We start from the raw sequence: 19,953 nt of genomic DNA, 5'->3' as shown, positions 1-19,953 counted from the left end.
GCGACACCGAAGCCCGCATCCAGCAAGCGCCCGAACACGCCGTATTTGCCTTACGGGTCAGGGAACTAAGCCTCTTCGTCGGTCTCTTCCTCGCGCTGTACGTAAGTCTGCGCCATCTTCTCCTCTTCGCCGTCCTCGGCCTCGGGAGCTTCTTCGCGCTGGACGTGCGTCTCGCCGTCGTCCGCACACCGCTGGACCGCGGGCCCGGCGGCGGGCGCCGGGGCGGACATCAGCCGGTCGGCATTGGCGACGGCCTCGCGCTCGAACCGGTCCGAAGGATCCGAGACCTTCACCCCGCCACCGGCGTCGGTCCCGTCCACCGGCCCGCTCCGCTGCTGGACGACGTGCGTCAGCTCGTGCGCCAGCATGTGCTTGCCCGCGTCCGACCCCGGGTCGTACTTGTCCCGCTGGAACACGATGTTCGAGCCGACCGTGTAGGCCTGCGCGTTGACGGATTTCGCCGAGTCGTGCGCCGCGCCGTCGGTGTGCACCCGGACGTCGCCGAAGTCGTGCCCGAAGCGGCCCTCCATGTCCGCACGCGTCGAGGCGTCCAACGGCGCGCCGCCGGAGGTGACCACGTCGTGGACCGGGGAGCGCTCCTCCTCGACCAGGGTGCTCACCCCGGAGTTGCCCACCGCGCGCTGCAGATCCAGCATGCCCGCCGGACCGAGGACGTCGGGGCGCCCGGCCGCGGCGGCGCGGCCCAGCAGGCCGCCCTCGTCCCGCTCCGGCCGGTCGCCTTTCGGCCGCAGGCTCGCTTCGAAGTCGTTGTCGTGGCTGTGCCCGCGCATGGTCCGCTCCCTCGGGTCGCTACGCCGCCTGTCCAGCTTGCGCCGTCGCGGCGCGACGCACCAGGCTGCCCCGCACGGCCGAACGGGCGGCATCGGCCGCCCGAACGGGCAGCTCAGCCATCGGTCACCAGTGCCAGGTACGGGCCGAACTCGCGGTCCAGGCAGAGCCTGCCCAGCTTGCGATACTCCCGCGCGACCGCGCCGACCAGATCCGTCATCGCCACCGGGCGGCCGGCCTCCGCCGCGAGATACGCGCCGGTCACCGCGGCCGAGCGGATATGCCCTCCCGCGAGCTCGAACGCTTCGGCGAGGAAGCCCAGGTCCAGGTCGTCGGCCCGGGGCAGCCGGGCGCCGAGGCAGCGGTCCCACAACTGACGCCGCAACTCGACGTCCGGCAACGGGAAGTCCACGATCACGTCCAGCCTGCGGGTGAACGCCTCGTCGAGATTCGCCCGCAGGTTGGTGGCCAGCACCGCGATGCCGTCGAAGGTTTCCATCCGCTGCAACAGGTACGCGCTTTCGATGTTCGCGTACCGGTCGTGGGCGTCACGGACCTCGGACCGTTTGCCGAAGATCGCGTCCGCCTCGTCGAACAGCAGTACCCCGTTGACACCGGCGGCCTCGGTGAAGATCCGTTCGAGATTCTTCTCCGTCTCGCCGACGTACTTGTCGACCACGGTCGCCAGGTTCACGGTGTAGAGGTCCATCCCCAGCGAGGCGGCGATGACCTCGGCGGACATCGTCTTGCCCGTCCCCGAATCCCCGGCGAACAGTCCCGTCACACCCCGGCCCCGTCCGCCGCCCGGCCGCATCCGCCACTCGTCGAGCACCTGGTCCCGGTAGCGCGCCCGCGCGGCCAGTTCGTCCAAAAGGGACAGTACGCCCGCGGGTAGCACCAGGTCGCTCCAGCCGACCCCGGGTTCGATCCGCCGGGCGAGCCGCTGCAGACCGGCCGCGTTCTGGCTCCGCGCTCCCGCGCGCAGGTGGGACGTCCGCACCGGCCCGCCATCCGCCAGCGCCGTCACCGACGCCGCCTTCGCCGCTCGGGCGATCTGCCCCGGTCCCAGCACGAAATGCGCGGTCGCCTCCCCCGGGTCGACGTCCGGAGCGAGCCTGCCGTCGAGATGGCCGCGCCAAAGACCCACCCGGCTCGCCGCGGACAACGGGAACGCGTCGAGCTGCAAGGGCGGGACGACACTCCACCGCGGGTCCCAGGCCCCGGTGCCGTGGACGATCACCGGAACCGCCGGATGAAGGAGTCTCTCCAGTCGCGGCGAGTCTTCGACCGGGCCCAGCACCAGCCCCGCGCCGCGCAGCAACGCCTCCCGCACGAGCGAACCGGTGAGCTCGTCCTGCCACCGCGCCGCGTCGACCACCAGCGCGGGAAAACCGGCACCGGCCAGCGCCGCGGCACCGAGTTCTGCGGCACCCCCACCGGGATGTTCCCTCAGGTGGACCAAGCCGACCTGGCCGCTGATCGCCCGGGTGAGCCGGTCCGCACCGGCCACGTCGGCGGACTCCGTGCCGAGGCGGGCGCAACCGGCGAGTTCCGGGGCGAGCCGATCGTCGCCCAGCAGGTGGTTCACCACCCGGTCGGGGACACGAAGCGTGCGTGACAGGAAGGGACGGTCCTGCTCCTCGAGGGTGAGGAGGCCACAAGTGATCAGTGGAGCGTCGGCGTCGAGCCGCGCCCGGCCGGCGGCCGACGCTTCAGGGATTCCGCACAGGCGCAAGGCCAGACCCGCTGTCGCCCGGCGGCGGGTCACGTCGTCGTTCAGGTAGCCGTAGAACTGTTCGAACCGGCTGTCGAGGTCGGGCGCGAGCGCGACCAGCAGCAGTTCGACGTCGACGCCGGTGAGTCCCGCGCGCTTCGCCAACGGGTTCAGGCGGCCGTCCGGCACGGAATCCGTGAACGGCGGGAACGGCTCACGGTGGCCTTCCAGCAGCGCGTCGATCGTCTCGTTCGACAGGTACAGCCCGCGGAAGGGGTCGTCGGGGTTCGGGTCGGCGGCCCGGCGGCTCTCGACCGCGTCGCGGATCCGCCGTTCGAGCCGGGCCAGCCGCTCGAACAGGTACTCCAGGCTCATCGGGTTTTCCGGTGGGTGCGCGCCATCGCGACCCGGCGTTGCCCTTCGACCGCCCCGCTCTCCGCCACATGGTGCCCGGTCACCTCGCCGTCGCCGGTGTCGAGCTTCAGGCCTTCCTGCGGCGGCCGTTCCGCCGGGTACACCCGTCCACTGTGGACAGGAGCGGAGATGACGACGTCCAGCGAAGGTTTCAGTTCGCCGCCCAGCGCGGTCCAGACATCGGCGAACGCGCGGTCTTCGGGCGGCGGCAACGCGACCGTCATCGGCACCGGCAGGCCCATCCGCGCCAGCGACCCGGTGAGCACCGACTCCGGGACCGCGTCGTGGGCGAGCAGGCCGAGCAAGAGGTCGGACAGCACGCGGTGCTCGTCTTCCGGTCGCTGCGTCCACGCGGTGACCAGATAGGACAGCTTGATGTGCCGGGGCGGCAGGTGCCGCGCCGCGACCTTGCCGAGCGGGTCGTACTCGTTGAGCAGTCCCCGAGAGCGACGGCGCAGATCCTCACGGACGTCGTAGAGGTAGACGTTCACCGTGGGAGCGTTGCGCCGCGACGCCCACTCCTTGGTCGGCGCGTCGAACGCGACTTCGATCTCGCTGCCACGCCGGGCCTCACCCCGTACCAGCCGCCGCAGCGCCTCATCGACCTCATGGATCACTGCGGACCTCCTCGGACGGCGGTCTTCCCACGATGGCCGCGGCGGCGCCGGCCGGCCAGCCGCGCGACGGCAGACCTTCGGGTACACCCGGCTGCCCCAACGGGCACCAGGCTCGGCCCGCGCCGGGCGTGCCGCGAAAGCCACGTCCGCGGTGGCTTTCGCGGCACGCTCCGGAATCACGCCACGGTCGGCGTGCGGCCCGTCTGCTCGGCGATCCAGTCCCGGTACACCGTCACGTCGGTCCAGATGCCCAGCCCGCTGGCGCATTTCGGATCCGCGTCACCATCGCGGCTGGTCGCACCGACCAGTTCCCACTCACCGGGCCTGCCCTTGATCTGCGGCCCGCCCGAGTCGCCGTGGCAGCCCATCGCGTCCGGCGTGTCGGAACCGGTGCAGATCTCCTTGCCCGCGACGAGGCTGCGGCAGTCTTCCGCCGGCCTGACCTTGGTGTCCAACTCCTGGAGGATCTCCGGTGCGCCGCAGTTCTGCTCGACGCAGTGCTCGCCCCAGCCGAGGATCCGGGTCCCCGTCCCCGCGCCGCCCACGGTCTCGGCGATCTTGATCGGCTTCTCGGTCACCGGTTTGTCCAACCGCACCAGCGCGATGTCCTGGCCCAGCGGCTCCTTCCCGGTGAAGTCCGGGTGCACGACGATCCGGCTGACCCCGGTCTCCGTCCCCCCGCTGTTGTGCTGCCGCGCCCCGATCCTGGTCCTGATCTGCCCCGGCTGCGCTCCCCGCACGCAATGCGCCGCGGTCACCACCCAGTCCTCACTGATCAGCGAGCCGCCGCAGAAGTGCCGCCCGCCCTCCTGCAGCGACACCATGAACGAGTAGTCCTCGGTGGCGTCGTGCCCGCCGATGACGTAGGGCGTCGGCCCGTCGGCCGCCGCCGCGATCCCCGGCACCAGCATCGCTCCCGCCGCGGCCAGACCGACCATCAGTACGCCTGTTTTGCGAAGCATTATCGTGAACTCCCCGTAGACGACGAATTGCTGACAGTCGTCACGCTATGGGGTGATGATCACAGCTGGATCGGCTCATCGGCCGGGTGTACCTCGGCCGAATGGCCGACCCAGCGTGACAAACCGGGGGCCGAGCGGTGACCTGATGAACGGACGCCTGTCGGCGCACCCGGTGACGGTCGCGACGGCCGGCAGGTCAGCGATGGAAGCCCATTCACGACAGACCACGGCCCCTCATCCCGGAGACGCCGTACCTTTGCCCGATGACCTTCGGCCGAAGCGACGGCGGCCACCCCGGACTTGACGAGTTCGGAGAGCCACCCGTGGCCCGCCCGTCCTCGGCGCTTCGCGCTCCGGCATCGCTGCCAGTCGTTTTCACCGCGCCTCGCAAATTCAGCCACGGCTCTCGATCCAGAGCATCACCATGCTGATCACCGCGCCGCCGGCCGCCGTCGCCGCTCCACGCACGAAACACCACCACACCAGTTCGCCGAACTTCGACCTTTTCCGGCCGGATCGCCGCGCCGGCCGGTGCGGCCGTCGCATTTCCGTCATGTCGCCGACGATTCGACGCTTCATTCGCTGACTCCTCGAACATTGCCGCATTACTGCCTGATTGAGGGCAACCCTAGGTCGCGTCACCACGGCCGGTCACGTCATCGGCGTTCGCTCGAGGTGGATCGCGATCCACCAATTGTCGACGCCCACGCTCGCCGACACTCCAAGGCCACTCAGCGCGTGATACTTGACGCCTGCCACAGGTTTGCGGCGTACACCCGGCAGGTAGCATCGCGACATGTCACTCCACGAAGTCGACGATTCCTGGCCCGGAACACCTTGTTCTTCCGATGGATGGGTCATGACGATGGACACGTACGAGTTTTTGGCACGACATGCCGTCATCCGCCTTTCCGCCTGGCGAAATCCCGAAAAACCCGATGGGCCGAGCCGACGACGGCAGGCCTGTTTCGACCATCTGCGCGCCGTCCGGCAACTTCAAGTGGAACTTCGCACCCAGGAATCGACCATCGCCGGCGAAGCGATCTTCCACAAGATTCCTTTTTCGACGATCGGACGTGCGCTGTCCATCGAAAAGAGTTCCGCGCACAAGGCGTACGCGACGGTTTCCGCCGAGGCGCCACGAATTTCTTGCCTGGCCGCCGAATGGCGATCCGGGCCACCGGGCACCTCGGTGGCCCGCAACGCCATCCGCCAAGGCGTCAACGTCACCCGCATCGACCTGCCGGAAAAGGCCGATCCCGCACCCCGGGAATGGGTCGGAATCCTCGTCTTCCTCAAGTCGGCTCGATCACTGCGGGCAGCCATCGATCAGACGGAGAGGGACATAGTCGCCGAGTTGCGGTCCCTCGGCGTCCCCTGGAAGACGATCGCCGGGGTGCTGGATTCCAAGACGACCGCCACGCAGAAAAGATTCCGCGGGGGATTGCCCGAGAGAAGACTGACCGCTCTGGCTCACGAGGCCGAAGCCATCACCGCCCTCCAGGAGGGGCATGGTGACCCAGAGGATTACGATGCGATGACAGTGGGGCGCGCCATGCGCTTCGCGTTGCACAAGTTCAAGTCGGTGCGGAGCTCGACTCTCGATTACGTCGACCGGCTGCTGGATCGGCCCCGTTCCGGAGTCACCGCACGGTCGAACTCCGACGCGAATTCCCTGTGGCAAGCCGAAACGGCGGAAAGAATTTCGCAGGCTGTTCTTCCAGTCCTGATTCCGGGCGTGTGCAACCTGGCTGTCGAAGCCATGCTGGAGTTCGAAAGATTGGCCGAGGGCGACGGCGTCGAATACGCCACCTTCACCCTGTACCTCTTCTTCCTGTTCGCCCTGTCGTTCAGCTACGTGGCGAATCTGTACAGGATCACCTTCGCCCTGGGCGAATCGACCAGGGGTCTGACGGCCGAAGAAGCGCAAACCTGCATGGAGGCCGCGGTCGCCGGTGCGGGCGTCGCGAAGATCGCCGTGGAGATCGCAGAGGCCTTGCTCATCGACGAGCTCGTCCAGAACATCGATCGTCCACGATGACGGACAGCTCCAACCGGCTGCGAGGTCAGCAGAGATCGGGGACGTGGGGACGGAAGACGACCTGGCCGAGGGTGCCGCGTTCGCCGGGCTCGGCCCACGCGCTGTTCGCAGGCGAAGTCGTCGAGGCCGACGACTCCCGTGAACACCGTCACCGGCAAGGCATTCCATCGGATCAGGGTCCGCACCATCGCCGCGATCGAGCTCGACGTCGCGGACACCGGCCTGGAGCGTTCGCCCGCGCCCGGCGACATCGTGACCGGGACCTTCTTCCTGACCGGGAGCCTGGGACCGCAGGAAACCGCGGTGAAGCAGCGCGGCTGGTTCAAGCGGTAGCTAGGCCGTGCGTTCGCGGCGATAGTGACGAGCGGCTTTCGCCCGGTTGCCGCAGGTCTCCATGGAGCACCATCGTCTGGTGCCGTTCCGGGTCGTGTCGTCGAAGTACAGCGTGCACACCGGATACGCCGAGCACCGCTTGATCCGTTCCGGGCGTCCGCGAAGCAGGCTCAAGTAGCCGTACGCCGCGAGCCACGCGGGTCGCCACGCAGCTTCCCCGACCTCGATCACTTCCTCGGGATCGCCTTGCCGCAGCTCCGGCCGCAACCGCCCGCGCGCCAGCACCTCGTTCAAGGCTCGTTCGGCTGAAACGCCGGGGCTTTCGAGCGCCGCGCGCAGCACGGAACGCGTATGCCGCAACGGTTCCTCCGCTCCCGGTGTCTCCGGAAGTCCGTGTTCGGCCAGCCAGGCAGCGACCCCGCCGGGCTCGTCGAAGACGTCCCGCTGCTCACCACGGTCGGGCCACGTGGTGTTCAGCAAGTCCAGAGCGATCGGCTCACCGACCAGGGGGCGTTGCGGCACAGCGTCATCCTACCCTCCGTCAACCGCTTGACAGGTTAGGTCTCCTCCTGCTTATCTCTAACCGTTCTCAAGTAGTTAGACAGTTAGATTCAGTCGCGAGGAGCACCCACCCATGTCCGAAGCCCTCCAGTCCGTTCAGCACCGCACGGCGACCATCGACGGCCGCAGCGTGTTCTACCGGGAAGCCGGGGACCCGACCGCGCCGACCGTGGTACTTCTCCACGGTTTCCCCACGTCGTCGCATATGTTCCGCACGCTGATCCCCGCACTGGCCGACCGCTACCACGTCATCGCCCCCGACCACATCGGCTTCGGGTACTCGGACGCCCCGCCCGTCGACCGGTTCGACTATTCGTTCGAGAAGCTGACCGCGATCACCCTGGGCCTGATCGACACACTCGGCCTGGACCGCTTCGCCCTCTACATCCAGGACTACGGCGCCCCCATCGGGCTCCGCATCGCGAGCCGTCACCCGGACCGGGTCAGCGCTCTGCTGGTCCAGTCCGGCAACGCCTACGTCGACGGCTTCACACCGTTCTGGGACGTCCTGTTCGCGCACGCCAAGGACCGCGAAACCCACGAAGGCGCCGTGCGCGAGCTCCTGAAGCCCGAGGCGACCCGCTGGCAGTACACCCACGGCGTCCCCGCCGAGCGGCTGGACCGGCTCACCCCGGACACCTGGACCCTCGACCAGACCCTGCTCGACCGCCCCGGCAACCAGGAGGTGCAGCTGCAGCTGTTCTGGGACTACCAGTTCAATCTCGACGTCTACCCCGACTTCCAGCGGTACTTCCGCGAGCACCGTCCGCCGACGCTCATCACCTGGGGCGAGCACGACGAGATCTTCGGTGCCGACGGCGCCCGCGCGTTCCTTCGCGACCTGCCCGACGCCGAACTGCACCTTCTCGACGCCGGCCACTTCGCACTGGAGACACACGGCACGGAGATCGCCGCCCTCATCAGGGACTTCCTCGGCCGCCTCCCCCGCTGACCACGGCCGTATCCTCGAGGTGAGGCGGAGGTGGGAAAGTGACGGACGAACAGCTGCTCATCGAGTTCGCGCTGACCCGCATGGACCATCCCGGCCTCGACCTCGAGGAAGTGGCCACGCTGACCGTCCGTCGCCTCGGCGAGGACCGGATGCTGGACTTCGCCGGGCGCACGCTCGCCAGCCGCGGTGAACTACGCGGAGCCGCCTTTCCGGCCGCGGTCGAACACGTGCTCCGCGTGGTTCTCACCCTGCGCGGCCCGGACGACTGACCGGCGGAGATCTTGCGCCGGCAGCAGACAGAGAGCGCCGTCGAGAATCGGCATCAGATTCCTGCCGGTGAAGTCCGAAGCCGACTACTGGAGGAGTGTCACACGCGTCGGAAGGCGGCCCGATAGTCACCGGGCCGCCGTCCGGTGTGCTTCGCGAAAAGCGCCGCGAACGTCCCCGGATCCCGGTAGCCGACGGCGGCGCAGATCGCGGCGACCGTCCGATCCGTCGTTTCGAGGAGATGACGGGCGCGCCGGACGCGCGAGGAACGCAGGTACTCGAGGGGCGTCTGCCCTGCCTCCTCCGCGAACCGCCGCAGCAGCGTCCGGGTGCTGACGTCGAACCGTCCGGCCAAGGCCGCGAGGTCGTAGCGGACGGCCAGGTTCTGGTCCAGCCAGCGCATGACGCGACGGGAGAACGCGTTGCCCGGCTGTGGCAGGAGCCGCGTGTCGACGTAGGGCGTCTGCGACGTCCTCGCGTCGTCCACCAGCGCCACCCGCGCCGTCGTCCGCGCCACTTCGGCTCCGCTGTGCTCGCGGATCAGCTCGAGCGCGAAGTCGTACATGGCACTGAAGGCCGCCGTCGTCGTGACTCCCCTGTCGGTGACGACGAGCCGCTCTGGCCGGACTTCGGTTTCAGGACACCGCTGAGCCAGTTCGTCCGCGAAGAGCCACGACGTGGTCGCGCGGCGATGGTCGAGCAGCCCGGCCGCGGCCAGCAGGAACGCGCCGACACAGAGCGAGACGACGACGTGGCCCGCGGCGGCGTGCGACCGGATCGCTTCGATCTCCGGTGAGAGGTTCGCGATCTTCGCGTCGATGTCCTGCCCCGGTACGAGCTCGAACCCCGGCACGACGAGGACGTCGACTTCGCGCAGCGGCGCGACGGCCACCCCCACACCGCCCGACGCCGCGACCCGGCGACGAGGGGAAACGACGGAGACCTCGTACCCGGCCCGGCCCGGCCCCGCGACGTGCGTGGCCATCGTGAGGAGATCGGGAACACCGAACACCTCCGACGCGAAACAGCCCGGGTAGGCCAGGACCCCCACTCGCAGCATATGGCGAGATTACCCCGGCATGCGGCGATCCGGCCTATCCCCGCGAAGGCCGCGCCGGTCGAGACTTTCGCCATGCGTGGACACCCTGACGATGCCCTCACCGACTTCTCCCACCGGCTCGTGGAGGTGGACGGCGTGACGAAGACGGTGCACGTCGCGGGATCCGGGCCCGGCGTGGTGCTGATGCCGGAGATGCCCGGCATCAGTCCCGACGTCCTCCGGTTCGCGCGATGGATACGGGACGCCGGCTTCACCGTCTACGTCCCCTCGCTCTTCGGACACGACGGTGCCTATCCCACCGCGGAGGCCGGCGAGGAAGTGGTGCGCCGCGCGTGTGTCAGCGCGGAATTCCGGGCGTTCGCCGGAGGTGGGACCAGCCCTGTCACACGGTGGCTGCGGGGGCTCGCGCGGATCGCCCACGCCGAACGCGGCGGCCCCGGGGTCGGTGCGATCGGCCTGTGCTTCACCGGCAACTTCGCCCTCACCATGGCGCTCGAACCCGCCGTCGTCGCACCGGTGGTCAACCACCCCTCACTGCCGCTGGACGATCAGGGCGCGCTCGAACTCTCCGACGACGACGCGACCGAGGTCCGGGACCGGATCGCGCGCGACGGCCTGAAGGTGCTCGCCTACCGCTTCGAAGGGGACCGCTGGTGCACCGGACAGCGGTTCGCCGCCTACCGGGCTCTCCTCGGCGACGCCTTCGACGGACGGGTACTGCCGGACAGCGCCGCGAACACCGGCCCTCCCCCGTTCTTCCGTGATCTGGTCGGCACGCCGCACAGCGTCTTCACCGCCCATTTCGTCGACTCCGAGGGGCATCCCACGCGGCGCGCGAGGGACGAGATCCTCGCGTTCCTCGCCGACCGGCTGACGGCAGGGTAGAAACGGGGTGGCGTCGAGATCGAAAGGGGACCGCCATGTCCGAGCCGCGCCGAGCCCACGTCTCCGACCACGACGCGATCGTCGACCGGGTTCAGCGGTGGTGGGGCGATTCGCGCACCCCCGCCGAGGCCCGGGAACTCTCCCTGCTGCTCCCCAAGCTGTTCCTGCAGTTCTTCTCCGGAACGAGCCTGGTCCTGGAGGACGAGACGGGAATCCGCGCGTTCCTCGTCGGCTTCCACTCCCCCGACGACGAAGTCCAGGCATACATCCATTTCGTGGGCGTGGACCCGGAACTCCGCGGACAGGGGACGGCACGCCGCCTGTACACGACCTTCTTCGAGCACGCCGCGGAGGCGGGCCGCACGGAAGTCCGGGCGATCACCTCGCCGGGGAACGCCGGATCCATCGCCTTCCACCGCGCCATGGGGTTCACCCTCGAACCCGGTGATCGGCGGATCGACGGTCTCCCCGTGCACACCGACTACGACGGCCCTGGCCAGGACAGGGTGTGCTTCGTCCGGAGGCTCGCCTAGCCGTAGATGGAGGCGGCCCATTCCGGGTGGTCGATGAACGGGTTGCGGTTGTGCTGGAACTGGTCGTGGATGACCTGGTTACGCCGCTGCTCGGTGGCGTCGGGCGGGTCCTGGGTGTGCCAGCTCAGCAGGACCGAGATCCGGCCGATGTTGGGCTTGGACCCGTTGCCGACGGCGTCGTTGGGTTCGAGATCGGGGAAGCCGTCCGTGCCGTCGTAGCGGACGCCCATGTACAGGATCATGCGGGCGACATCGCCCTTGACCGCGTCGCGCGGTTCGAACGAATCGTCATCGGTCAAGCTGCCGGGCGCTTCCTCGACCGGGGAACCGCCGGCGTCGAAGTCCTTGTTCCCCCGCGTGCTGTTGACCGACGCGTCCTCCGCGCGCAGATGGTGCAGGTCGGTACCGGGGCCGACAGCCGTGCCGAAGTCGCCGTGCGACTTGGCCCAGACGTGTTCCCGGTTCCAGTCGTCGACTCCCCCGCCGTTGGCCGTCTTCGCCTGGGAGCGGCCGCTGTAGAGCAGCACGACGTTCGCCTTGTTGGCCGGATCCTCGTCGGTGGCCCTGATCCCGTCCCAGACCTGGTCGTAGGTCAGTTTGGTGCCGGTACTGATGATCTTGTGCAACGCCGCCTTGAGCTCGGGCCCGGTCTTGCCGAGCGCGTCCTGGTAGTAGTCGTCACCGGACGGACCCGCGAGGGTCGGCGACGCGAAAGCGATCCCCGCCGTGACACCGAGCGCGAGTACGACAGAGATCCGGCGGGCTGGCCGCATGGACTGTTCCTCTCCCCAGAGGCGCCGGCCCGGATCGTCGTCTCGTCTGCCACGACCCCGGCAACGCACAAGTCGTATGGTTGGAAAAATACTTTCATGTCTGTCAAGGGGCAGCCCCAGGTGCGACAATCGTCGTCCCGACCCGCCGGAGGACCACGTGGCCGAGTTGAGCGAACAGATCCGCGAGTGGGTCGCGGCACCGAGGTTGTGGCACCTGGCCACGGTGAACCAGGACGGCTCCCCCCAGGTGTCCCCCCTGTGGATCGACGTCGAAGGCGACCACATCGTGTTCAACACCGCCGTCGGCCGGGTGAAGGAAGAGAATCTGCGCCGCGAGCCTCGGGTGTCGTTGTCCTGCCTGGACACGGAGAATCCGTATGACCGGGTCGTCATCCACGGCCGGGTCGTCGAGTTCGTCGAAGGCGAGGAGGCGGGTCGATGCCTGGACCTGCTGGCGAGGAAGTACGTCGGCACAGACCGGTCCGAATGGCGGAGACCGGGCGAACGGCGGGCCAAGGTCCTCGTGGAGCCGATCCGCTCCCGTCAGGTTGTCGGGGTCGAACCCTTCCGGCAGGGACATCGGCCGTAGCCGACGGCGAGCGCGCACCCCTTGTCCACAAGGGACACCAGGGCTCGCCCGAGGCCCGATTCGAGCGCTTCGTGCCGAGGGTCGTGAGTGGCAATGCTCGTTCTAGTGAGCCGTAGGGCGAAGGAGCCCTTCACGGACCGGCGCTCGGGGTGCTCGGCGAGGTGAAGGGAGCTTTCCCCTCATCGCACGCGAGGAAAGTCCCCTTCACACAGCTGGTGCGGTCCTTTGAGCGACGGAAGGCTCGGACACGTCGCGAAAGCCACTTTCGGGACGTCACGTGTCCCGAAAGTGGCTTTCGCGACACCGAAGCCCGCATCCAGCGAGCACCGAACACGCCATATCCGCCTTACGGGTCGATAACCGTCTTCACCACTCACGACCCCGCGCGAAATGTCCTGTGTGGACACTCCGCGCCGCGAACTGATATCGCTTCGAGACCCGAACGACGCAACCGCGAGCCTGGTCCGCTACGTCCACGTCGCATGAGATGGATCGCGGTATGCCTCCTGCTGCTCGTGGCGAGCTGTGGCACCGGCCCGGCGCAGGCGGAACTGGAGGCCTTCACGAAGCTCGGCTCGGCCGCCGGCCTGGCGGGCTTGGAGCCCGTGGAGCTGGGAACGGCCGGCGCTCCAGGGTTCCTGCGAACCCTGGAGCAGGCCAAGATCCCGCATCCGGACGAAGCCCGTGCCGCGCTGGCGTACGCACCGCCGTCCGACCGGCGCGGTTTCGCCTTCGTCGTGCCCGGTTGCGCCGAGGACGGCGCCGAACTGACCGTCGAAGGCGACACGCTGACCGCGGAACTCACCGGCGGGGAGAACGTCAACTGCGCTACAGCGAACTACTTTCTCACCGTTTTTTCCGTTGAACGCGACTCGATCCCGGCCACACCGAGGCTGTCGACGATGCCGCGCTAGCCCCGCCGCGGTTCCACACTCGCATCAGGCAGGACGAGCGCGGGCCGTGCGGGCAAGGCGGGGATCCTCGCCGACGGCGTGGACGTGTTCCTGCGCGCCTACGGCTGACGTCCTGTCCCCCGGGCGAGCTACACACAGGTGTCCTCCGCATGGTGACGATTCGCGGCTGCCGGATCCGTAGCGTGCCAGGTGAATCGTTCCCCGGTACCAGGAGTTCATCATGTCCCGTAAGGCATCCGCTCTGATCGCGCTGTGCTGCGCAGTGGCAGGCGTGGCATTGTCGGCCTGCGACGAAGCCACGGAAGCGGAACCGGAGGCGCCCGCGAACAGCACCGCCGCCACAGAGGATCGAGCCGCGTTCACCGGAACGCGGAAGATCAAGGTCGGCGAGCGTTCGGTGAACGTGTCGTGCGCCGGTGAGCCGGTCGTGGGACGGCCGCTCGTCGTCCTGCTGCATGGTGGGGGCGACGACGTCACGAAGCTGGCCGGGCTCCAGAACACGCTGGCCGCGCAGGGCCGGGTCTGTTCCTACGACCGGCTCGGCGCGGGCGCCAGCGACCAGCCCGACGGACCGCAGAGTTTCGAAAGCACCGGGAAGATCCTCACCGGAGTGCTCGACCAGGTCGCCGCCGGCGAACCGGTCGTGCTGGCCGGGCATTCACTCGGCGGGCTGATCGCCGGCAGGTACTCCCCCGACCACCAGGACCGGATCAAGGGCCTGGTGCTGATGGACGCCACCTCACCGACCCAGGAGGCCGATCTGCGGGAGCAAATCCCGGATTCGGCCACCGGTATGGCCGCCGAACTACGGCAGCAGACCTTGGCGGTGTTCGCGGGTCAGGGCCCGGAGAAGCTGGTGGTCACCGACGGCGAGGTCCGCTCCGCCGGGAACATCCCGGTCGAGATCGTCCAGCACGGAAAGCCGTATCTCACCGCCGTCCCCGAGTACGGCGAGGGCCTTGAGCGCGCGTGGTCGGAGGGCCAGCGGAAGTGGCTCGCGCTGTCCGGCCGCAGCAACCTGAGCACGGCCACCGACAGCGAGCATTACATCTACGTGGACCAGCCGGATCTCGCCGCGCGGGCGATCCAGCGCGTCGCCGACGAGGCGGCGAAGTCCAAATAGGACGGTTCAGGTGGCGAGGCCGTGCCGGAAGGCATAGATGACCGCCTGCACCCGGTCGCGGAGGCCGAGTTTCGCGAGCATGCGCGACACGAACGTCTTGACCGTCTCCTGGCTGATCATGAGGGTCGCCGCGATCTCGCTGTTGGAGAGGCCGTCCGCGAGGAGACGGAGCACCTCCAGTTCCCGGGGAGTCAGCGGACCGCCGTCCGGGCCCTGGCCCTCCGGGGGCCGGATCCGGGCGGCGTACCTGCCCACCAGCTGCCGGGTCACCTCGGGATCGAGCAGGGCCGCGCCGTCGGCCACGGTGCGGATCCCGTGCAGGAGCCGCTCGGGCGGGCTGTCCTTGAGCAGGAACCCGCTCGCGCCGGCACGCAAGGCCCGGTAGACGTACTCGTCGAGGTTGAACGTCGTCACCACCAGCACCTTGCCGGGCTCGGCCACGCCGGCGCCCGCCAGCAGGCGGGTGGCCTCGATACCGTCGAGCACCGGCATGCGCACGTCCATCACCACGACGTCCGGGCGCAACCGGGCGGCGAGGTCGACCGCGGTCCGCCCGTCGCCGCATTCGCCCGCCACCTCGAGATCGGGCTGGGCGTCGATGATGGTCACCAGCCCGGTGCGGACGAGCATCTGGTCGTCGCAGACCAGCACCCGGGTCGGGGTGGTCACGACGGGTTCCCCGCGGGGATGCGGGCGCGGACGGAGAACCCGCCGTCGCCTCGGCGGCCCGCGCTGAATTCGCCGTTCAGGACGTCGATCCGTTCGCGGAGTCCGGCAAGGCCCCGGCCGCTACCCTCCGGGGAATCCGGCGTCCGACCGGACTCGTCCGTGTCGACGGCGACGGTGATCTCCCCGGCGCCGTGGCGCACCAGCACCGAGGTGCGGCTGCCGCGGGCGTGCTTCAGCGCGTTGGTCAACGCCTCCTGCACGACGCGGTAGGCCACGGGACCGGCGTCCCCCGCCGCGGGCACGCCCTGCTCGGAGAACTCGACCGGCTGCCCCGCCCGGCGCGTGCGCTCCACCAGGGTCGGGATCGCTTCGGCGCCATGGCCGGGGTCGATCACGTCGAGCAGATGACGTAGGTCGGAGATGGCCAGCCGCCCGGTGTCGGCGACGGCGGTCAGGCTCTGATCGAGCCGCGCGCCGGTCAGGTACCGGGCCGCTTCGGCCTGGACGACCATCGCCGTGACGTGATGGGTCACGACGTCGTGGAGTTCGGCGGCGATCCGGGCGCGTTCGGCCGTCCGCGTCTCTTCGGCGACGCGGAGCCGTCGTTCCTCCTCCGCGACCCGGCTGGACCGCAGCCACGTCCCGATCCCCCACGCCAGCACCAGCGCGAGGTAGAAGGTCACGTACCCCGAGACGGGCTCCGTCCCGCCGAGCGAGGCGAACGCGATCGCCGTCGCGAGGAAAACCGCCGAGAACGCGATCGCCGCCACGCGGCGGTGCCGGTCCAGCCGGAGCCCCACGGTCAGCAAGGCGATCGGCAGGGCCGTGCCCGCCACCGAGTGGTAACCCCCGAACTGGTCGATGGCGAAACCGAGTGAGACCAGCGCGAAACAGGCCACCGGCCACCGGGCGCACACCACGAGCGGGACACATTGAAGTGCGATCCCGGCGACGGCCAGGAGGTCGTACGGGCGGTTCGGCATCCCGCCGAACTGCGTGCCGTGGCTCTGCAGCGCCGGGAGCAGTGATCCGGCGAAGAGGGTCAAGGCGACTGGGAGATACCAGACCGGGCCGAACAGCCGACGCCACTGCTCCGAGACCCGCCGTAGGGAGACCACGAAGCGGATCTTATTCCGAACGGGTGAATGGCCCCCGCCTGAGCTCGATGTTACGGATGTAACATGTCGATGTGACAGATGAACCGCGCGAAGAGGACTGGCTGGTGATCAGCGTGTCCACCGCCGGCGGCCCGGACTCGCTGCGTGTCCAGGTCTGGCGCAAGCTCCGCTCCCTCGGCGCGCTCTACCTGCAGCAATCGGTGTGCCTGCTCCCCGCGCGACCGGAGGTGACGCGAGAGGTACGCCGTCTCGTCGACCGGGTACGCCATCAAGGCGGGTCGGCGCGCGTGCTGCCGATGGCGTTCACCGACCCGTCCGAGGAAAAGTCGGTGATCGCCGAGCTGAACGAGGCCCGCGACGCCGAGTACGCCGAAGTCCTCGAGCGGCTTCCCGAACTGCGGCGGGAACTCGCGGACGAGCAGGCGCGCGGCAACGCCACCTACGCGGAAGTCGAAGAATCCGAGGCCGACTTGAACCGGTTCCGCGGCTGGCTGGGCAAGATCACCGCCCGCGACTATTTCGCCGCTCCGGGCGGTCAGGAGGCCCGCGACGCCGTCGAACAGGCCGCGGTCGAACTCGCCGCCTTCGAGGCAGCCGCCCTGCGCGCCGAAGCCCCCGGGCCACGATGACCGGGTCGTTCTGGTGGGATCTGCTGCTCGGCCTCGCCGGCGCGCTGCTCGTCGCCTGGCTCGCGCTCGTCGTGGCACTCGCCATCGCCCGGCCGCGCGGCGGACTGCTCCGTGAGGCGCTGCGGCTGCTGCCCGACGTACTGCGGCTGATCCGCCGTCTGGCCGCGGACGAGACCCTGCCGCGCGGCGTGCGGATCAGGCTCACGCTGCTGCTGGTCTACCTCGCCCTCCCCCTCGATCTCGTCCCCGACTTCATCCCCGTTCTGGGTTATGCCGACGACGCCATCATCGTCACCCTCGTGCTGCGTGGCGTCGTCCGCCGCGCCGGGCTCGACGCCGTCCGCGCGCACTGGCCCGGCACGGACGACGGATTCGGCGCGCTCGCCCGCCTGACCGGGTTCCCCGCCGCCACGGGCTGAGGTGGGCACGACCCGTCCGGAAGGCACGGGCGGTGTGGATTTTGGTGCGTTGGATGACCCGAAATCCACACGGTCGCCACAGCGGCCACGCGGCGCGGCGGAGCAAGGGACCTTTGCTCTCGTTTCTCTCGATGTTGAGACAAGTGGTAGCAAAGGTCCCTTGCTCCCCTCAGCGTCGTGTGCGCGTTTTCTGGCAGCCGCGTAACAACTTCCGGCCTTCTCGCGGCATACCGGAGAGCCGTCTTTGTTCCGGCCGGTCCCCGCGCAGGAGGAGTTCGTGTGCTGACTTCCCGTCGTTTCCCGTTCCCCCGAAGATCACGGCGCGCACTGGCGGTGGGCGTGGTCGGCCCGCTGGCCGGCGCGCTCGTGGTCGGTCTCGTCACCGTCGCACCCGCCGAAGCCGCGGTGCCGGCCGGATTCACCGACACGGTGGCGATCGGCGGGCTCAGCTCGCCGACCGCCACCGCGTTCGCGCCGGACGGCCGGGTGTTCATCGCCGAGAAGAGCGGCCTGGTCAAGGTCTTCGACTCGCTCGCCGATGCGACGGCGACGGTGTTCGCCGACCTCCGCCCGCAGACGCAGGACTTCTGGGATCGCGGCCTGCTCGGCCTCGCCGTCGACCCCGCTTTTCCCGCCAGGCCGTACGTCTACGTCTCGTACACCTTCGACGCGGAACCCGGCGGGACCGCGCCGCGCTGGGGTGACACCTGCCCGACCCCACCGGGCGCGACGGACAAGGGTTGCGTCGTGACCGGCCGGGTCTCCCAGCTGACGATGGGTTCGGCCGGCACGGCCGTCAGCGAAAAACCGCTGGTCACGGGATGGTGCCAGCAGTTCCCCAGCCACTCGGTCGGCGCGCTCGCCTTCGGTCCGGACGGTGCCCTGTACGCGGGCGGCGGCGACGGCGCGAGCTTCACCTTCGCCGACTACGGCCAGGCCGGGAACCCGTGCGCCGATCCGCCCTCGCCTGCCGGGACGAACCTCGCGCCGCCGACGGCGGAGGGCGGCGCGCTGCGTTCGCAGTCGCCGCGGCGCCCGGCCGGGCAGCCGGTCCTGCTCAACGGCACGGTGCTGCGCATCGACCCGGACACCGGCGAGGGCGTCCCCGGCAACCCGTTCGCGAACAGCACCGACGCCAACGCCAGGCGCGTGATCGCCTACGGCGCACGGAACCAGTTCCGGTTCGGTTTCCGGCCGGGTACCGCCGAGCTCTGGGCGGGTGACGTCGGCTGGGACACCTGGGAGGAGATCAACCGCGTCGCCGACGTCGGCGACGGCGTGGCGGAGAACTTCGGCTGGCCCTGCTTCGAAGGCAGCGCCAGACAGGCCGGTTACGACGGCGCGAACCTCGACCGCTGCGAATCCCTGTACTCCTCCGGCGGGCATTCCGCCCCGTACTACGCCTACAACCATCGTGCCAAGGTGGTGGCGAACGACCCCTGCCCCACCGGGGGCTCGTCGATCAGTGGGATCGCGTTCGAATCCGGCAGCAACTACCCCGCCGAGTACTCCGGCGCGTTGTTCTTCTCCGACTCGTCCCGTGGGTGCATCTGGGCCATGCAGGCCGTCGGCGGTCAGCCGAGCCCGAGCCGTCTCGTCCCCTTCGTGACCGGCGCCAACGTCCCGGTGCAAGTGCTCACCGGACCGGGCGGCGACCTGTTCTACGTCGCGCTCGGCAGCGGCGAACTCCGTCGCGTGAGCCATCCCGGCGGCACCAACCGGCCGCCTTCCGCGGTGGCCACGGCGACTCCGACGAGCGGACCGGCGCCGCTGACGGTGCGGTTCGACGGCACGTCCTCCACCGACCCGGACGCCGGGGACACCCTGTCCTACGCCTGGGACCTCGACGCGGACGGCGCTTACGACGACTCGTCGGCCCCCGACCCCACCTGGACCTACACCGCGGCCGCCGCCGTCGACGCCGGATTGCGGGTGACGGACTCCCACGGCGCGAGCGCGACCACGACGGTGCGGGTGACCGTCGGCAACCCGGAGGGCCTCGACCCGGTGCCGGTCATCGACAGCCCGGCGAGCACGCTGACGTGGTCCGTCGGCCAGAGCGTGCCCTTCTCCGGCCGCGCCGTCGACGCCCAGGACGGGCAACTCCCCGCTTCGGCCCTGTCGTGGCGGCTCGCGATCCGGCATTGCGCGACCAACGGCACCTGCCACACGCACAACGTCCAGGACTTCCCCGGCGTCGCGGCGGGATCGTTCGTCGCACCGGACCACGACTACCCGTCGTACCTGCAGCTGACCCTGACCGCGACCGACTCGACCGGCCGGACCGGCAGCAAGACGGTCGACCTCCAGCCGAAGACGGTGGCGCTGAACTTCACTTCCAATCCCAGTCAGGCGATGCTCACCGTCGGCGGCACGCAACAGCGCACGCCGTTCTCCCGGACGGTGATCGCCGGATCCACCAACTCGATCAGCGCGGACAGCCCGCAGAATCTGCCGCCGCTCAACCTGAAGTACGCCTACACCGGCTGGGCGCACGGCGGGGCGCGGACGCAGAACATCATCGCGCCGGGTACCTCCACGACCTATCAGGCGAAGTACCGGCTCTGCTGGCTGTTGAACCCCTGCTGAGC

21 protein-coding genes and 1 pseudogene are annotated in these 19,953 nt (G+C 69.5%); 12 read left to right on the top strand and 10 right to left on the bottom strand.

Translation table 11 applies throughout. From position 1 onward, the window contains the following. Positions 1 to 65: 65 nt before the first annotated feature. The 5 genes from ACOCEP_RS26990 to ACOCEP_RS26970 form a co-directional block, all read right to left on the bottom strand. A complete protein-coding gene (locus ACOCEP_RS26990) occupies positions 66 to 791 on the bottom strand; it encodes an eCIS core domain-containing protein (protein WP_482331810.1) in 726 nt (241 codons plus the stop codon). A gap of 113 nt (positions 792 to 904) precedes the next feature. Then, positions 905 to 2,878 carry an ATP-binding protein gene (locus tag ACOCEP_RS26985; RefSeq protein ID WP_482331809.1) on the bottom strand — a complete coding sequence of 658 codons (1,974 nt, stop codon included), beginning with the start codon at positions 2,876 to 2,878 and terminating at the stop codon, positions 905 to 907. After that, complete coding sequence (locus ACOCEP_RS26980; protein ID WP_482331808.1) at positions 2,875 to 3,534, bottom strand: Pvc16 family protein; 660 nt, start codon at positions 3,532 to 3,534, stop codon at positions 2,875 to 2,877. The genes ACOCEP_RS26985 and ACOCEP_RS26980 overlap by 4 nt, the downstream gene beginning before the upstream one ends. Before the next feature lie 176 nt (positions 3,535 to 3,710). Continuing rightward, positions 3,711 to 4,496 carry a S1 family peptidase gene (locus tag ACOCEP_RS26975; protein ID WP_482331807.1) on the bottom strand — a complete coding sequence of 262 codons (786 nt, stop codon included), beginning with the start codon at positions 4,494 to 4,496 and terminating at the stop codon, positions 3,711 to 3,713. Between the two features lie 393 nt (positions 4,497 to 4,889). Further along, positions 4,890 to 5,075: a hypothetical protein gene (locus tag ACOCEP_RS26970; protein ID WP_482331806.1), complete on the bottom strand. Its 186-nt coding sequence runs from the start codon at positions 5,073 to 5,075 to the stop codon at positions 4,890 to 4,892. 280 nt (positions 5,076 to 5,355) lie between these two features. Between ACOCEP_RS26970 and ACOCEP_RS26965 the strand changes: the two genes are divergently transcribed. Next, the gene (locus ACOCEP_RS26965; protein ID WP_482331805.1) at positions 5,356 to 6,537 is read left to right on the top strand and encodes a hypothetical protein; all 1,182 of its coding nucleotides are present in this window, start codon (positions 5,356 to 5,358) and stop codon (positions 6,535 to 6,537) included. Positions 6,538 to 6,675: 138 nt separating this feature from the next. After that, positions 6,676 to 6,870 (top strand): hypothetical protein, encoded by a 195-nt coding sequence (locus tag ACOCEP_RS26960; RefSeq protein ID WP_482331804.1) that lies wholly within the window; start codon positions 6,676 to 6,678, stop codon positions 6,868 to 6,870. On the opposite strand, the gene ACOCEP_RS26955 is transcribed toward ACOCEP_RS26960, so the two are convergent. Continuing rightward, a complete protein-coding gene (locus ACOCEP_RS26955) occupies positions 6,871 to 7,392 on the bottom strand; it encodes a CGNR zinc finger domain-containing protein (protein WP_482331803.1) in 522 nt (173 codons plus the stop codon). A gap of 112 nt (positions 7,393 to 7,504) precedes the next feature. Between ACOCEP_RS26955 and ACOCEP_RS26950 the strand changes: the two genes are divergently transcribed. Together ACOCEP_RS26950 and ACOCEP_RS26945 are read left to right on the top strand one after the other, a co-directional pair. Further along, positions 7,505 to 8,383 carry an alpha/beta fold hydrolase gene (locus ACOCEP_RS26950; protein WP_482331802.1) on the top strand — a complete coding sequence of 293 codons (879 nt, stop codon included), beginning with the start codon at positions 7,505 to 7,507 and terminating at the stop codon, positions 8,381 to 8,383. Positions 8,384 to 8,421: 38 nt separating this feature from the next. Then, positions 8,422 to 8,652, top strand: a complete 231-nt coding sequence (locus ACOCEP_RS26945; protein WP_482331801.1) for a hypothetical protein — start codon at positions 8,422 to 8,424, stop codon at positions 8,650 to 8,652. 98 nt (positions 8,653 to 8,750) lie between these two features. Here ACOCEP_RS26945 and ACOCEP_RS26940 read toward each other — a convergent pair whose 3' ends face one another. Then, a complete protein-coding gene (locus ACOCEP_RS26940; RefSeq protein WP_482331800.1) occupies positions 8,751 to 9,710 on the bottom strand; it encodes a GlxA family transcriptional regulator in 960 nt (319 codons plus the stop codon). A 72-nt stretch (positions 9,711 to 9,782) separates the two neighbouring features. On the opposite strand from ACOCEP_RS26940, the gene ACOCEP_RS26935 reads away from it, so the two are divergent. Then, the gene (locus ACOCEP_RS26935; RefSeq protein WP_482331799.1) at positions 9,783 to 10,595 is read left to right on the top strand and encodes a dienelactone hydrolase family protein; all 813 of its coding nucleotides are present in this window, start codon (positions 9,783 to 9,785) and stop codon (positions 10,593 to 10,595) included. A 23-nt stretch (positions 10,596 to 10,618) separates the two neighbouring features. Next, positions 10,619 to 11,128: pseudogene (locus ACOCEP_RS26930) on the top strand (GNAT family N-acetyltransferase); the annotation flags it as partial. Here the strand turns inward: ACOCEP_RS26930 and ACOCEP_RS26925 are convergent. Further along, positions 11,125 to 11,901 (bottom strand): endonuclease I family protein, encoded by a 777-nt coding sequence (locus tag ACOCEP_RS26925; RefSeq protein WP_482331798.1) that lies wholly within the window; start codon positions 11,899 to 11,901, stop codon positions 11,125 to 11,127. The pseudogene ACOCEP_RS26930 and the gene ACOCEP_RS26925 overlap by 4 nt on opposite strands. A 157-nt stretch (positions 11,902 to 12,058) precedes the next feature. On the opposite strand from ACOCEP_RS26925, the gene ACOCEP_RS26920 reads away from it, so the two are divergent. The 3 genes from ACOCEP_RS26920 to ACOCEP_RS26910 all read left to right on the top strand — a co-directional run bounded on the left by ACOCEP_RS26920 (position 12,059) and on the right by ACOCEP_RS26910 (position 14,527). Beyond that, positions 12,059 to 12,490, top strand: a complete 432-nt coding sequence (locus tag ACOCEP_RS26920) for a PPOX class F420-dependent oxidoreductase (protein ID WP_482331796.1) — start codon at positions 12,059 to 12,061, stop codon at positions 12,488 to 12,490. Between the two features lie 482 nt (positions 12,491 to 12,972). Continuing rightward, the gene (locus ACOCEP_RS26915; RefSeq protein WP_482331795.1) at positions 12,973 to 13,404 is read left to right on the top strand and encodes a hypothetical protein; all 432 of its coding nucleotides are present in this window, start codon (positions 12,973 to 12,975) and stop codon (positions 13,402 to 13,404) included. Between the two features lie 220 nt (positions 13,405 to 13,624). Further along, positions 13,625 to 14,527, top strand: coding sequence for an alpha/beta fold hydrolase (locus ACOCEP_RS26910; protein ID WP_482331794.1), 903 nt, complete (start codon positions 13,625 to 13,627; stop codon positions 14,525 to 14,527). A gap of 6 nt (positions 14,528 to 14,533) precedes the next feature. On the opposite strand, the gene ACOCEP_RS26905 is transcribed toward ACOCEP_RS26910, so the two are convergent. Continuing rightward, a complete protein-coding gene (locus tag ACOCEP_RS26905; protein ID WP_482331793.1) occupies positions 14,534 to 15,196 on the bottom strand; it encodes a response regulator in 663 nt (220 codons plus the stop codon). Next, positions 15,193 to 16,314: a sensor histidine kinase gene (locus tag ACOCEP_RS26900; protein ID WP_482331792.1), complete on the bottom strand. Its 1,122-nt coding sequence runs from the start codon at positions 16,312 to 16,314 to the stop codon at positions 15,193 to 15,195. The genes ACOCEP_RS26905 and ACOCEP_RS26900 overlap by 4 nt, the downstream gene beginning before the upstream one ends. A 71-nt stretch (positions 16,315 to 16,385) precedes the next feature. Between ACOCEP_RS26900 and ACOCEP_RS26895 the strand changes: the two genes are divergently transcribed. From ACOCEP_RS26895 to ACOCEP_RS26885, 3 genes are all read left to right on the top strand, one after another. After that, the gene (locus tag ACOCEP_RS26895; protein ID WP_482331791.1) at positions 16,386 to 16,943 is read left to right on the top strand and encodes a Chromate resistance protein ChrB; all 558 of its coding nucleotides are present in this window, start codon (positions 16,386 to 16,388) and stop codon (positions 16,941 to 16,943) included. Further along, positions 16,940 to 17,362, top strand: a complete 423-nt coding sequence (locus tag ACOCEP_RS26890; protein WP_482331790.1) for a YkvA family protein — start codon at positions 16,940 to 16,942, stop codon at positions 17,360 to 17,362. Before ACOCEP_RS26895 ends, ACOCEP_RS26890 begins: the two co-directional genes overlap by 4 nt. Positions 17,363 to 17,641: 279 nt before the next feature. Then, the gene (locus ACOCEP_RS26885; protein ID WP_482331789.1) at positions 17,642 to 19,951 is read left to right on the top strand and encodes a PQQ-dependent sugar dehydrogenase; all 2,310 of its coding nucleotides are present in this window, start codon (positions 17,642 to 17,644) and stop codon (positions 19,949 to 19,951) included. Positions 19,952 to 19,953: the final 2 nt, after the last annotated feature.

It is taken from the genome of Amycolatopsis sp. CA-211722 (assembly GCF_056828465.1).
Note: the sequence above shows the minus strand (reverse complement) of the source record. Positions and strands in the feature narration are given on the sequence as shown.

Bases quoted from the DNA above. Each gene is read 5' to 3' on its own strand.
- ACOCEP_RS26935 (WP_482331799.1), top strand. From the start codon at position 9,783: ATGCGTGGACACCCTGACGATGCCCTCACCGACTTCTCCCACCGGCTC.
- ACOCEP_RS26950 (WP_482331802.1), top strand. From the start codon at position 7,505: ATGTCCGAAGCCCTCCAGTCCGTTCAGCACCGCACGGCGACCATCGAC.
- ACOCEP_RS26965 (WP_482331805.1), top strand. From the start codon at position 5,356: ATGACGATGGACACGTACGAGTTTTTGGCACGACATGCCGTCATCCGC.
- ACOCEP_RS26925 (WP_482331798.1), bottom strand. From the start codon at position 11,901: ATGCGGCCAGCCCGCCGGATCTCTGTCGTACTCGCGCTCGGTGTCACG.
- ACOCEP_RS26985 (WP_482331809.1), bottom strand. From the start codon at position 2,878: ATGAGCCTGGAGTACCTGTTCGAGCGGCTGGCCCGGCTCGAACGGCGG.
- ACOCEP_RS26990 (WP_482331810.1), bottom strand. From the start codon at position 791: ATGCGCGGGCACAGCCACGACAACGACTTCGAAGCGAGCCTGCGGCCG.
- ACOCEP_RS26915 (WP_482331795.1), top strand. From the start codon at position 12,973: ATGAGATGGATCGCGGTATGCCTCCTGCTGCTCGTGGCGAGCTGTGGC.
- ACOCEP_RS26975 (WP_482331807.1), bottom strand. From the start codon at position 4,496: ATGCTTCGCAAAACAGGCGTACTGATGGTCGGTCTGGCCGCGGCGGGA.
- ACOCEP_RS26970 (WP_482331806.1), bottom strand. From the start codon at position 5,075: ATGAAGCGTCGAATCGTCGGCGACATGACGGAAATGCGACGGCCGCAC.
- ACOCEP_RS26940 (WP_482331800.1), bottom strand. From the start codon at position 9,710: ATGCTGCGAGTGGGGGTCCTGGCCTACCCGGGCTGTTTCGCGTCGGAG.
- ACOCEP_RS26910 (WP_482331794.1), top strand. From the start codon at position 13,625: ATGTCCCGTAAGGCATCCGCTCTGATCGCGCTGTGCTGCGCAGTGGCA.
- ACOCEP_RS26890 (WP_482331790.1), top strand. From the start codon at position 16,940: ATGACCGGGTCGTTCTGGTGGGATCTGCTGCTCGGCCTCGCCGGCGCG.